Origin of the sequence: Streptosporangium album (assembly GCF_014203795.1) — a bacterium.
Classification (GTDB): Bacteria; Actinomycetota; Actinomycetes; order Streptosporangiales; family Streptosporangiaceae; genus Streptosporangium; species Streptosporangium album.
This window is the reverse complement of record NZ_JACHJU010000005.1, coordinates 51,240-64,152: the sequence shown is the minus strand read 5'-3', so window position 1 is coordinate 64,152 and position 12,913 is coordinate 51,240. Positions and strand designations below refer to the sequence as shown.

Below are 12,913 nucleotides of genomic sequence, written 5' to 3'. Positions count from 1 at the left end.
CGGGGCGGCGCCGCCCCGGACCGATCTCCGATGATCAGTAGGCCTCGGCGATCGAGTCCTTGGCGTTGCCCTTGTCGTACTCCCGGTCGGAGATGACGACCTTCTCCGGGATGCTCTCCCCGCCGGCGAACTTCTGGGCGGTCTCGAAGGCCAGCGCCCCGAAGCGCGGGTTGGACTCCACCACCGCGTACAGCCAGCCGTCGGCGATGCCCTGGACGGCGCCACGGGTGCCGTCGATGGAGACGATCCGCACCTCGCCCGGCTTCTTGCCCGCCCCCTTGAGCGCGGTGACGGCGCCCAGCGCCATCTCGTCGTTCTCGGCGTAGAGGCCGTTGATGTCGGGGTTGGACTGGATCAGCTGCTCGGTGACCTGCTGGCCCTTCTCACGGGCGAACTCGCCGGTCTGCTCGAAGGTGATCTCGATGTCCGGGGCGGCGGCCTTGATCTGGTCCTTGAAGCCGTTGGTCCGCTCGGTGGTGACGTTGTTGCCGGGTGCGCCCAGCAGGATGGCCACCTTGCCCTTGCCGCCGAGCGCTTTGATCATCTGGTCGGCCGCCCGCTTGCCCTGCTCGGTGAAGTCCGACCCGATGAAGGTCAGGTAGTCCTTGCAGGCGGTGGCGTTGATCTTGCGGTCGATCGTGATGATCGGGATCTTCTTGGCGGCGGCCTGCTGCAGGACCGGCTCCCACCCGTCGGAGTTGAGCGGGGCGATCACGAGTAGCTGCGCACCCTGCGCGATGAGCTGCTGGACGTCGCTGATCTGCTTGGAGAACTGCGACTGGGCGTTGGTGACCTTCAGGTTGGCGATGCCGAGCTTGGCCGCCTCATCCTTGATCGACTTGGTCTCGGCGATCCGGAAGGGGTTGGCCTCCTTCTCCGACTGGGAGAAGCCGACCACGGCCGTCTTCAGGTCGAACTTCTGGGCTCCGAAGGCGTCGATGGTGCATCCGGCTCCCGCCGGAGCGGTCGGGGTCTGGACGACCTGTCCGCCCTGGGTGCTCGCGCCGGTCGGCGCGGCCGTGGACTCCTCGGACTTGGCGCAGCCGGACGCGACGAGGACGGCGACGGCCAGCAGCGCGGCGACTCTCCCCGAACGGCTCGTGAGCAGGGTCATGGTGCCCTCCTGGGCAAGACGATGGAACGTCGATGGGCTCGATGGTCATCCCGCCAGGAAACAAAATCGTAAAGAAAAGGACATCAGTAGGTCACGATTGATCAGATTCGATCAGATTCGGTCACTAGATCCGGGCGACGTGGATCCGCACACCCCGGCCGGCGAGATCGTCCAGCACTTCACGCGGCGCCTCGTCGTCGGTGACCAGGTGCGTGATCTCCTCGGTCGGCACCGTCTGCACCATCGTGTCCAGGCCGACCTTGGTGTGGTCGACCAGCACGACCACCTCCTCCGCGGCCGCCGCCAGCGCCCGGTCCACGCTCGCCACCTGCATGTTGGGGGTGGACAGCCCCCGCTCGGCGGTCAGCCCGTTACCCGAGATGAAGGCCCTTCGCACCCGCAGGCCCGCCAGGGAACGCTCGGCGGCGCTGCCGACCAGGGCGTGGATGGGTCCCCGCAGCGTGCCGCCGGTCATGACGACCTCGACCCGGGGGGAGTCGGCGAGCGCCTGGGCGACCAGGAGGGAGTTGGTCACCACGGCCAGCTCGGTCACCCGCGACAGCCGCCGGGCGAAGTCCTGTGTGGTCGTGCCCGCGCCGACCACGATCGCGTCGCCGTCCTCGACGAGGGAGACCGCCAGGTCCGCGATGGCCCGCTTCTCGGCGGCGGCCATCTGCGTCTTCTGCGAGTAGGTGGGTTCGCGTGACAGCTCTCCGGGGAGCGTGGCCCCGCCGTGGTGCCGGTTGAGCAGCCCCTCCGCCTCCAGCGCGCGCAGGTCGCGCCTGACCGTCACCTCCGACGACTGCACCGACTGGGCCAGCTCGCGCAGGGAGACGGCGCCGTTGGCGCGGACCAGCTCGAGGATGCGCTGACGGCGCTCGGCGGCGAACACGGGACGACGATACTCCGCCGGGCCCGAAGTCTCTCCCCCACTTTTCACATCAACCTCATTTGCCCTGGACCAAGTGATCTCACTCGATCATAATCGGTCATAGAGCGACAGTGCTGGTCGCCACCGGGGTTCCGGCATGCCTTCGTACGGCTCGCGCGCGCCGGGCATCGTCGTCGGTGCCGGCCAGACCGCGACGCCGGTCACCGGCACGCTCGGCATGACGATCCACAACCGCGAACCGCCACCGCCGCAGGGCAAAGATTCGGCCCATGCAGTGCGCGGGATCGTCTCGATCGGGTAGTGCGTCACGAGATGATGTGATCGGTTTGACAGCGCGAGGAGGACACGTGAGCGGCGATATCACCCAGAGCCGGGAATGGGCGGCCCTGGCCACCGACCACGACGCCGTGGCCGGCAAGCACCTGCGGGAGTTGTTCGCCGAGGACCCCGGCCGCGCCGAGCGGATGTCACTGACCGCCGGCGACCTGTACCTCGACTATTCCAAGCACCGTGCCACCGCCGAGACCGTCAAGCTGCTCGTGGCGCTGGCCGAGCGGGCCGGGCTGCGCGAGCGCATCGACGCGATGTTCGCCGGCGAGCACATCAACGTCAGTGAGGACCGCGCGGTGCTGCACGTCGCGCTGCGCATGCCGGCCGACGCCAAGCTCGTCGTCGACGGCCAGGACGTGGTCGGCGACGTGCACGCGGTGCTGGACAAGATGGGCGAGTTCGCCACACGGGTGCGCTCGGGCGAGTGGAAGGGCCAGACCGGCCAGGCGATCAAGACGGTCGTCAACATCGGCATCGGCGGCTCCGACCTCGGGCCCGCGATGGCCTACGAGGCGCTGCGCGACTTCGCCGACGCGGGCATCACCGCCCGGTTCGTCTCCAACATCGACCCCGCCGACATCACGGGCACGATGAAGGGCCTCGACCCGGCCACCACCCTGTTCATCGTCAGCTCCAAGACCTTCACCACGCTCGAGACGCTCACCAACGCCAAGGTCGCCCGGGCCTGGCTGGTCGACGCGCTCGGTGAGAAGGCCGTCGCCAAGCACTTCGCCGCCGTTTCCACCAACGCCGAGAAGGTCGCCGAGTTCGGCATCGACACGGCCAACATGTTCGGCTTCTGGGACTGGGTCGGTGGCCGCTATTCCTACGACGGCGCCATCGGCCTGTCCCTGATGATCGCCATCGGCCCGGAGCGGTTCCGCGAGATGCTCGACGGTTTCCACACCGTCGACGAGCACTTCCGCACCGCGCCGTTCGCGGCGAACATGCCGGTGCTGATGGGCCTGCTCGGCATCTGGTACAACGACTTCTTCGACGCCGAGACCCGGGCCGTCCTGCCCTACAGCCAGCGGCTGCACCGCTTCCCGGCCTACCTGCAGCAGCTCACCATGGAGTCCAACGGCAAGTCGGTGCGCGCCGACGGCAGCCCGGTGACCGTCCAGACCGGCGAGATCTTCTGGGGCGAGCCGGGCACCAACGGCCAGCACGCCTTCTACCAGCTCCTGCACCAGGGCACCCGGCTGGTGCCGGCCGACTTCCTCGGCTTCGCCGAGCCGCACGAGGACCCGGACGGCATGCATGACCTGCTCACCGCCAACCTGCTGGCGCAGACCTCGGCGCTGGCCTTCGGAAAGACCGCCGAGGAGATCGCGGCCGAGGGCACGCCGGAGAGCCTGGTGCCGCACAAGGTGATGCCTGGCAACCGGCCCACCTCCACGATCCTCGCGCCCCGCCTGACCCCCTCGGTGCTCGGCCAGCTGGTCGCGCTGTATGAGCACATCGTCTTCGTCGAGGGCACCATCTGGGGTGTCGACTCCTTCGACCAGTGGGGCGTGGAACTCGGCAAGAAGATGGCGATGGACCTGGCCCCCGCCCTCACCTCCGAGCAGCCGCCGGACTCCGCGCCCGACGAGTCGACCGCCGCGCTCGTGCGCAGGTATCGCGAGCTGCGCGGAAGGGCGGTCTAGCGGTCCACGGCGGGCGTGCCGCTCCACCGGCGCCGCCGCGTGAAGGGGCCTACTTCCCCCTCGGGCGGTTGCTCCACTTCGGCTTGCGGAACAGGTCGCGGCGTTCCAGAAGGTAGGCGAGTTTCGAGGCCGCGATCCGGACCGTCTCCTCGTGCCGGTGCCGTTTCTCGGGGACGACGGCGCTCCAGCGTTCGAGCAGGCGGGCCATCTCGTCGGCGACCTCGCCGATCACTCGGTAACGGGTGCTGAAGGCGTAGAGGTCGCCGTGGACCTCGTTCACCAGGTCCTCGTCGACGCGCCGGGTCAGCGGCCTGATCTTCTTGAGGATGTCGGCGTCCATGGCCGGGGTGACCGGGGCCCGGCGCGCGTCTCCCTCGGGGACCATGATGAGCGCACGGATCCGGGTGACGGCCAGAGTCCGCTCGGGCTGCGGGGTCGAGGGGTGCTCCGCGAGATCCAGAAGGCGGCGGAGAGTCTCCTGTGTCCTGTCGTCGAACATGGAAACCCGTCCCACCCCTCGCGTATGCCGTAAACGTGCGATCACATGCTATTCGACCAGGCCGGGCCCGTTTCACGGCGTACGCGGCGAAACGGGCCCGGCTGGAGCGTCACGATCCGGCTTACGCGGGTTGGACCCGGCCGGCTTGGCGTGTGTGGAAGGCGCGGCCACGAGGATCGCGGTGACGATCACGGCATAGGATGAAGTTGCAACACATATTATGCGCAACACACTGTCTGCGCCATACAGGTTATGACGGAAGGGTGACCGCCACATGCCGAACGAGGGTCGCGAACGGCTGGTCCAGCAGGTGGTGACCGAGAGTCGGAGGCATTACGCCGCCTACACGCTGTTCAACCAGGCCCTCGCCGACCATCTGGGGCTCCACCCCACCGACCTGCAGTGCCTCAGCCTGCTCTCGCTGGAGGCGGAGCCCCTGACCACGGGAGAGATCGCCAAGCTGACCGGTCTGACCTCGGGATCCGCCACCCGGCTGGTGGACCGGCTGGACAGGGCAGGCCTGGTGGTCCGCCTCAGCGACCCCGGTGACCGCAGGAAGACTCTGGTCTCACTGGCCCCCGAGCGCGTGTCGGAGGTGGACGACGCCTGGGACACTCCCGGCGACGCCTTCGTCTCGGTCCTGGACGACTTCACGGACGAGCAGCTCGCCGTCATCGGCGACTATCTCCACCGGACCTCCGCGGTGGGCGCCGAGCAGGCGGCCCGCCTGGCCTCCGGCTCCGCGGACACACGGCGCACCACCCGCGGGCTCTCTGGGAAAACAGCCGATCAATCATAAAGGATCGGATACGCCGGGTCCCCGTCATTGCCGAATCCGGTATTCAACCACCTTGCGGAGTGGTCATTTAATCAAAATGACCGACTTTTCACCTTTCCACTGAATAAAGTCCGTCATTATCGGGCGGCTACCACCCTTCCTGGAAGGGCGGGAGAGAGTGGACGGGGTGGCTGACGGCCATGGATCCGATCGGTGACGATCTCCTCAGAGTCATGGAGCCGCAACTCGGCTACAAGGAGCAGTCCGGTCAGCACACCACATTCGGCCAGTGGTACGCGACCAACGTGGTGAAGGACCCCCAGTACAGGACGGCCCCCTGGTGTGACATGGTCATCGCCTGGGCGGCGGGAAAGGCGGGGGTCGAGGACTTCGTCGGGCAGTTCGCCTGGACCCCCTCCCACGCCCGCTGGTTCGAGACACAGGACGCGTGGTCACAGAAGCCGGAACCCGGGGCCCTGGTCTTCTTCGACTGGTCGGGCGGCAAGGACATCAAAGGCATCGACCATGTCGGCCTCGTAGAGAGAGTCGACGGTGGAACGCTCCACACCATCGAGGGCAACGTCGACGGGATCTGGCTGAAACGCAAGACGCGCGACGAGAGCAAGGTCGTCGGCTACGGGCTGCCGCGCAAGGTCAAGCAGCATCTGGAAGGCGCCTCCTCCGCCAAGGACTCGGCCGTCGCGCGGACGACCGGGCTGAGCGAGATCCGGCCGGCCCCCGCCCCCGGCCCCTCGGCCGGCCGCCCGGAGACGGCCGTACTGGAGGCCGCGCCGGCCGCGGCACTGCTTCTCCTCGTTCTCTGCATTCTCTGCGTGACGTCCGTCCTGGCCAGACACCGGTCCCGCGCCTCGGCGGCAGGACGGTCCCATCTCTCACCGGATGAGCGATCCCCCGTTCCGGCGGCAGAACGGCCCCGCGTCCCGGCGGCAGGCCGGCACCGCAGGCAGGACTCCGGCGTAGAGGCGGACGTGGCGGCGGCCCCCGTGCCGGACGGCGACGACCTGCCGGCCGTCCCCACCTGGCGGCCCGCGCCCAGACAGGCGGTGCGGCACATGCGCCGGCGGACGCCCACGGCGGCAGCCGGACGGCCGCGTGGGGACGGGGGGGAACACGCCCTCCGCGATGGAGCGGCGCCGGAGCCGTACCACCACCGGCGCCTGCGGTTCACCGGTGAGGGCGTGCCTCCCGGCAGAGCCAGGGCGGGCCGGCGACCGTACTCGTCCGATCCGGGAGAACGCGTGGAAGGCCCGGCCGGGCACATGGCGCCGACTTGATTAATTAGGTTAGGCAAAGCTAAGTTGCCTTGCGACGACATTCCCGAACAAAGGCAGCACGATGACAGCCGTCAGCGAGCGGTCCCCGGAGCTCACCGAGGAGATTCCGGCCTACCGCGCCTTCCAGGTACAGGTCCTGCGGACCGCGCGGCTCAGCCCGAGCTTCGTCCGGGTCACCTTCGGCGGCGAGGAACTGTCCGGTTTCGCCGACAACGGGTTCGACCAGCGGATCAAGCTGGTCCTCCCGCTGCCCGACGGCGGCTTCACCCCGGTCGGGGACGGGGCCGACTGGTACCGGCGGTGGCGGGCGCTGCCGCCGGAACTGCGCAACCCGATCCGCACCTACACCGTGCGCGCCGTACGGCCGTGGCAGCACGAGCTCGACGTCGACTTCGTGCTGCACGGTGACACCGGCCCCGCCTCCCGGTGGGCATCCGCCGTCACCCCCGGCCATCGGGCCGTGGTCATCGGCCCCAACGCCGCTCACCCCGGGCCGATCGGCGGCCAGGAGTGGGCTCCGCCGGCCCAGACGACGCACCTGCTGCTGGCCGGTGACGAGACCGCCGTTCCCGCCGTCACCGCCATCGCCGAAAGCCTCTCCGGGGACGTGCGGGCCAGGGTGCTGCTGGAGGTGCCGGAGGCCGCCGACGCCCTGCCCCTGCGCGTACGGCCGGGTGTGGAGGTCGCCTGGCTGCCCCGCGGGAGCGCCCGGCACGGCGAGCTGCTCGTCCCGGCCGTGCGCGACGTCCTCGGCGAGATCACCCCGGCGGGCGCCGGCTCCGCCGGCCCGCTGGAGGACGTCGACGTCGACACCGAGATCCTGTGGGAGATCCCGCGGGTCACGGACGGCGACGGTCTCTACGCCTGGCTTGCCGGCGAGGCCGGGATGGTCAAGCGGCTCCGCCGCCATCTCGTGCAGGAGGTGGGGATCGACCGCTCGTCGGTGGCGTTCATGGGCTACTGGCGGCTGGGACGTCCGGAGGACTGCTGAGCGGGTGCCACACTGGCGACCTCGCGTAATCGACTGTCGTGTATTCGATGCCGTGAGGACTGCCGACATCACCGAATGTAGCTGTCGACGGAGTTCTGGCCGTGGGTCATCCAGCGCCGGGGCGGCGCTTGCATCCTTCCGGAGTGAAGGTGAAAGTGTCGTGGTGATCGCGATGACCGGGTCGTCGATCTGCTCGGCGGGGATCCACTGCCGTGAGCCGAACAGCGCGTGCCCGGCCCCGCTGCGGATGTAGGCCAGGTGGACGGTGTTGATGCCGTTGTCGATGCCACCCGCGCAGCCCATGTGCCGGCGCTTAACGCCCGCTGTGGCCTGGCCCTTCTTTTCCTGCCCGGACTCGCCCAGAGCGCCGACGGTCATGCTGCCAGGCCGGGCTGCGGCGTCCAGGCCGGTGATGGCGAACCGGCGGATGACGCTCATCGCACCCATGGTGTCCCAGCCGGCCCGATCGAGCAGCCGCCGGGTGGCATCGGGCCTGCGGTCTCCCACCCACTCGGCGATGCTCCAACCATTGCGTTTGGGCAGGTCGGACATGACCGCGCGGACGTACTTGACGGCCTGCAGGCGCGGCTCCACCCGTGCGAACACGGGTGCCGGCGCGGTCATCAGTTCGTTCATGCTCCGCTGGACGCGCTCTGCCTCTACGATGAGCGCAGCAGCCGCTCCCGATCTTGTTCTTCTCATACAGACATGATCACGAGCGGCTGCTCTCGTTGGACCGGATTCCCATCACAAGATCACATCGACCCAGGCGGGTATCTGGCCAGCTCACAAGGCGAATGGCGGCTGCCGTACTAAGCATTTCAAGATCAGTAGTTGGCGGCTGAGGACACGTTCGGGAGGAGGAGGCCGTGCTGCGGTGCTTCGACTGCTGTGGTGCTTCGACCGTCTCAACCAAGAGGGCGCCTGGTGACCACAAAACCCTCTTTGCGACCTGGCGGCTTGGGCAGACCGGGCAGGAAGTCCCAGAGTTCGGCGCCGCACCAGCCGCCGGGGTGGACCAGCCGCCGCCCCAGTTCTGACCTCAGCCAAACCCACCGGGACGGCGCGACTGGCGCCGTCCCGGCCCCAGCAGAGACATCCGATGTAACGAGATCATCTGACGACGCTACGCTTGGTCTTCGGGAGTGCCTCGATCATCGACCTCGGGACGTTGAGCGTATCGGCGCTGACTTGCGGCGGAGTGTTGGCCATCCACTGCATCGCTGAAATGTCCTCGAAGAGCGGATTGCGGAACATCTCGAGGAAGACCAGTGGCTCGTTCCCGAGGTTCTCGATGTAGTGCCCGTAAGCGAACGGCACATAGCCGACGTCACCGGCCTGGAAGTTGAACGTCCGCGCCAGGCCCGAGCTGGCGAACACGCCCATCCGGCCGAACCCGGAGATCCAGTACTGCCACTCGTCGTCGGTCGGGTGCCAGTGCAGCTCACGCAGACCGCCCGGCTCCACCTCCACGAGAGCGGCCGAGATGGTGGTGGCCGCCGCGAAGGTCCTCGAGTCGACGATCCGCACCGTGCCGCCGTCGAACCGGATCGGCTCCTGTGCGTGCATCCGGTGCTTGAACGTCCGCGGCACGTCACCCGTGGGGCTGACCACCCGGTCGGACTCCAGGGGAGGCGGCACCTGGCCCTGGAAAATGTACTTCTCCTTCTCCGGCATGTTCTCCATCTGCTCGAGCGTCCAGCCAAAATTCTTCGCCAGGACGCTCTTCGGCGTGTGCGCGAAGAAGTCACTGATCATAAATGTGGAGTTCTCGGAGAACGATCCGTCATCGAAGACCAGCAGGAACTCCACACCCTCCTCGAGTGCCTGGATGTAGTGCGGCACACCCTTGGGGAAGAACCACAGGTCGCCCTTCTGCACGTCGTCGAGGAAGTTGCAGCCCTCCTGGTCGACGGCGCCGATCCGGCAACCGCCCTCCAGGACGTAGGCCCACTCCGCCTCCTTGTGCCAGTGCAGTTCACGGTAGGCGCCCGGGTTGAGGTGCATGTCGACGCCGGCCAGCGTGGTGGCGATCGGCAATTCGCGCGCGGTGACCTCCCTGGTCCATCCGCCCTCCTCGATCCGGGTGTGCGCCATGGAGAAGGAGAATTTCAGGTTGGGCACGGTGCCGCGGTCGGTGACCGGCGGCGTGAGCAGGTCCGGATTCTGAATGTCCAACTCGATGTTCCGGGGGCCCGTGTCGACGCCTCCCTGGCCGTTTCGTTGGGGCTGCGGAATGTTCTTGTACGTACGATCGCGCATGCGAGCTCATCCTTTGTATCGGTGCGATGGACAAATGACGCGGGTGAATGGCATAGGGGCGACTGGCAGCGACTTCCGTGCTGTTTCGGAAGTGAACGGGGGCTTCAGAAAAGGAGCGTGAACGGCAGGCAGGCGCCGAGCGCGGCCACAATCGCGCCCGTCACCCCGGCAATCCGCGTGGTGAGCGGGGCGTTGACGAGCGGGCCCATCAACGCCCGGTCCCGGCAGAACCAGACGAGGAGGAACAACGCCACCGGTACCCCCAGCGAGATCACCACCTGGCTCGCGATCAACAAGCCGGTGAGGGGCACGCCGATGCTCAACGCCAGCACGGACGGCGCCATCGTCACGATCCTGCGCACGTGGGGGGACACCCGCCAGCCGAGGAATCCGTGCATGACCACATCTCCCGCCAGCGTGCCGACCCCGGCCGACGAGATCCCGGAAGACAGTAGTGCCACGGCGAACGCCAGAGCGGCGAAGCCGCCGACCCGGCCGGCCAGCTCGGAGTGTGCATCGATAAGGTCGCCGGTCCACGTCCCGCCCGTCACGGCACCGAACCCGGCACCCAAGGCGATCATCGACACGTTGACGCCGGTGGCGATGCCTAGGGCGAGCACGCAGTCGAGGCGCAGTGCGCGACGTACGAGCCCGGGCTGCCTGCGGGCGGCGTCGGCCGACATCCCGCGGCCCTGGACCAGCGCGGAGTGCAGATAGACCGCATGCGGCATGACCGTGGCGCCGACGATTCCCATCGCGAGGACCAGCGAGCCCGGGCCGTCAAAGCCCGGGACGAGCCCGGCCGCGAGCCCGGCGGCCGACTGGTGGCCCACCGCGACGATGTCATAGCCGACGCCCGCGCCCACCAGCACGAGTGCGGCCGCGCTCATCAACTCGAACCGGCGGGTACGGCCCTGCCGCCGCAGTTGTAGCAGCAGGAGCGACACCGCGGCCGTCACCGCGGCGGAGAGAGCTGCGGGCATCCCGAACAGCAGCCGCATACCGATCGCCGCGCCGACGAACTCGGCCAAGTCAGTCGCGAGCACGACGATCTCGGCCTGGGCCCACAGGAGTCGGGTCCCCCACCGCGGGAGTCGCTCGCGGCACAGTCGCGGCAGACTCTGGCCGGTCGCCATCCCCAGCTTGGCGGCCTGGAACTGGACGAGGATGGCCACGAGGCTGGCGACCACGACCACCCACACGAGCAAATATCCGTGCGTGGCGCCGGCCGTGAGATTGGTGGCGACGTTGCCTGGGTCGACGTAGGCGATGGCCGCCACGAACGCCGGACCCAATATCGGCGCAATCCGCGAACGACGGCCCTCACCCCCCGAGGCGCTGAAGTCCGCCGAAACGGCCGAGGCGCCCGAGATGGCGTCATGGTCGATGGTATTACGAACGATCACTCGCTTTTCCCGTCCAGGTCGATATCCGATAAACCTGCAATTCGGCTCGTACGCCAGAGATGAGAGCCAGAGGGTTCGAGGCACGAATACCCGCGCCTTCGGATACCGACACGGAAAGCCATCCCACAAGTGAGCAAATAGAAGGCAGCGTAACCAGAAACGGCAAATTCTCTCACAAATCCGAATTTATCATCTGCGCATCCTGAGAAATGAGCACGAATGAGGCTGCACAATTACCGCAAAAGCTGTCGTACTGAACCTTTCCGTGTAACCGCTGGTTGCGGTTCGTGATCGCCTTACACGATCCGTCCGTGCTCCAGCTGGAGCAGGACGAGGGCTGCGGCGGCGATTTGGGTGATCCGGCTCGGGTCGAGGCTGACTCGCCGCAAGGCTTTGAACGTGGTCTTGAGCAGGGTGTTTGCCCGTTCGCCGATCCCATGGATGCCCCGTATGAGCTGGTTGAAAGCGCGCTGAGCCTCGGTGAGTTCGCCGTCCTTAGGCTTCTTGAACGGCATCCTGAACACCTCCCTGGCCCCCTCGTAGCCCAGGTCGGTGAGCGTGATCAGGCCGGTCTCGGTCGCGGTGAGCGACAGGTCCTCCAGCAGGCCGTGGGTGCGGGCGCAGGTCATGTCGTGCTCCCGGCCCGGCCGGACCGCCGACACCCAGATCGGCCAGCCGTCCGGCGTGGAGACGACTTGAACGTTGCCGCCGTGGTGCTTGTGCTTGCCCGACCAGTACAGGTCGGCGCCGTTGGGCCCGGAGGTGGAGATTCGGTCGGTGTAGATCAGCGTGCCGTCCAGGTTGAGATGCGTCAGCCCGGCCTTGGCTGCGCTCTCCAACGCGGTCTTCAGGTCCGGGGCCTGCGCCGCCAGGACATCGATGCCCTCGTGCAGCAGCCGGTAGGCCGTCGATCTACCGATGTGGTTGTCACAGGTCAGCTGCTTGATGCGGGTGCCATTGAGAAACCACCGGAGCACCATCACGGCCTGCTTGAAGCAACTCAGCGCTCGCCGGTTCCTGCGCGTGCCGATCATCTGTCGGTGCTGCTGGAGCAGGTGCGACAGGTGTAGCGCGGTCTCCCGGCGGACGTCGAGCACGGCGGTATAGGTGATACTGGACGGCAAGTGAAGCCTCTCGCTGTGAACTTGATCTCTTCGCAAAGACCAGTTCTAGCAGGGGCTTCACCCATGTCCGGGGCCAGGAGGCGAGAACGATCCAGGGGCTACGCAGCGTGATCGACGATCACCGGGAAAGGTTCACTGTATCGACACCTGCCAGGGGATCCGCTACGCATGCATATCGGTCCTGGAGACCCAGGTCGAGGCCGTGACCGTGGCCATCTTGGGGAACGGCTTTGCGCACCATGTACGCGCCCCCGGGCCTCGGTGGAATCCTGACGGCACGTTCAACGGGAACGTTATGCTCGTCATCCCGAAGTCGAGCCGGCCGTCGTGGGCGTGCCGTGCTCGCCGGTCCCACGATGCGCAACATGCTCGGGCGGTCGCCCCTGATGCGAGCCTCCACGAGTTGCCCTACCTCGTCGCGCGGTCCAACAATCACCGCGCCGGACGGCAGGCGCCATCCCGTACCAGACCGAAACGAGCCCGGCGAGCAGCATTGGAATCGGCCGGCGTCCATTGTCCGTCGCGGGAGAGGTGCAGGATCTCCCCGCTAATTACGCCGGAGTACGCGTGGGC

The 12,913-nt window shown here is 67.6% G+C and carries 11 protein-coding genes and 1 pseudogene; 5 read left to right on the top strand and 7 right to left on the bottom strand.

Translation table 11 applies throughout. The features are described 5' to 3' along the window. Positions 1-34: 34 nt before the first annotated feature. Entirely contained in the window at positions 35-1,114 is a 1,080-nt protein-coding gene (locus FHR32_RS36575) for an ABC transporter substrate-binding protein (RefSeq protein ID WP_184759098.1), read from the bottom strand. A gap of 124 nt (positions 1,115-1,238) precedes the next feature. Beyond that, entirely contained in the window at positions 1,239-2,006 is a 768-nt protein-coding gene (locus tag FHR32_RS36570; protein WP_184759097.1) for a DeoR/GlpR family DNA-binding transcription regulator, read from the bottom strand. A gap of 136 nt (positions 2,007-2,142) precedes the next feature. On the opposite strand from FHR32_RS36570, the gene FHR32_RS36565 reads away from it, so the two are divergent. Together FHR32_RS36565 and pgi are read left to right on the top strand one after the other, a co-directional pair. Next, positions 2,143-2,307, top strand: coding sequence for a hypothetical protein (locus FHR32_RS36565; protein ID WP_184759096.1), 165 nt, complete (start codon positions 2,143-2,145; stop codon positions 2,305-2,307). 46 nt (positions 2,308-2,353) lie between these two features. Further along, on the top strand, positions 2,354-3,985 hold the full coding sequence (pgi, locus tag FHR32_RS36560) for a glucose-6-phosphate isomerase (protein ID WP_312882868.1): 1,632 nt from the start codon (positions 2,354-2,356) through the stop codon (positions 3,983-3,985). Between the two features lie 49 nt (positions 3,986-4,034). Here the strand turns inward: pgi and FHR32_RS36555 are convergent, their stop codons facing one another. Further along, positions 4,035-4,484: a hypothetical protein gene (locus tag FHR32_RS36555; protein ID WP_184759094.1), complete on the bottom strand. Its 450-nt coding sequence runs from the start codon at positions 4,482-4,484 to the stop codon at positions 4,035-4,037. Between the two features lie 274 nt (positions 4,485-4,758). Between FHR32_RS36555 and FHR32_RS36550 the strand changes: the two genes are divergently transcribed. From FHR32_RS36550 to FHR32_RS36540, 3 genes are all read left to right on the top strand, one after another. Next, positions 4,759-5,283 (top strand): MarR family winged helix-turn-helix transcriptional regulator, encoded by a 525-nt coding sequence (locus tag FHR32_RS36550; protein WP_184759093.1) that lies wholly within the window; start codon positions 4,759-4,761, stop codon positions 5,281-5,283. 212 nt (positions 5,284-5,495) lie between these two features. Continuing rightward, a complete protein-coding gene (locus FHR32_RS36545) occupies positions 5,496-6,557 on the top strand; it encodes a CHAP domain-containing protein (RefSeq protein WP_184759092.1) in 1,062 nt (353 codons plus the stop codon). Positions 6,558-6,618: 61 nt separating this feature from the next. Further along, entirely contained in the window at positions 6,619-7,548 is a 930-nt protein-coding gene (locus tag FHR32_RS36540) for a siderophore-interacting protein (RefSeq protein ID WP_184759091.1), read from the top strand. A 240-nt stretch (positions 7,549-7,788) separates the two neighbouring features. On the opposite strand, the pseudogene FHR32_RS47480 reads toward FHR32_RS36540, so the two are convergent. The 4 genes and pseudogenes from FHR32_RS47480 to FHR32_RS36520 form a co-directional block, all read right to left on the bottom strand. Next, a pseudogene (locus tag FHR32_RS47480) lies at positions 7,789-8,100 on the bottom strand (IS701 family transposase); the annotation flags it as partial. A gap of 561 nt (positions 8,101-8,661) precedes the next feature. Then, positions 8,662-9,810, bottom strand: coding sequence for an oxalate decarboxylase family bicupin (locus FHR32_RS36530; protein ID WP_184759090.1), 1,149 nt, complete (start codon positions 9,808-9,810; stop codon positions 8,662-8,664). A 104-nt stretch (positions 9,811-9,914) separates the two neighbouring features. Beyond that, a complete protein-coding gene (locus tag FHR32_RS36525; RefSeq protein ID WP_221466731.1) occupies positions 9,915-11,216 on the bottom strand; it encodes an Nramp family divalent metal transporter in 1,302 nt (433 codons plus the stop codon). 296 nt (positions 11,217-11,512) lie between these two features. Beyond that, positions 11,513-12,313, bottom strand: a complete 801-nt coding sequence (locus FHR32_RS36520) for an HARBI1 family protein (protein ID WP_376773379.1) — start codon at positions 12,311-12,313, stop codon at positions 11,513-11,515. Positions 12,314-12,913: the final 600 nt, after the last annotated feature.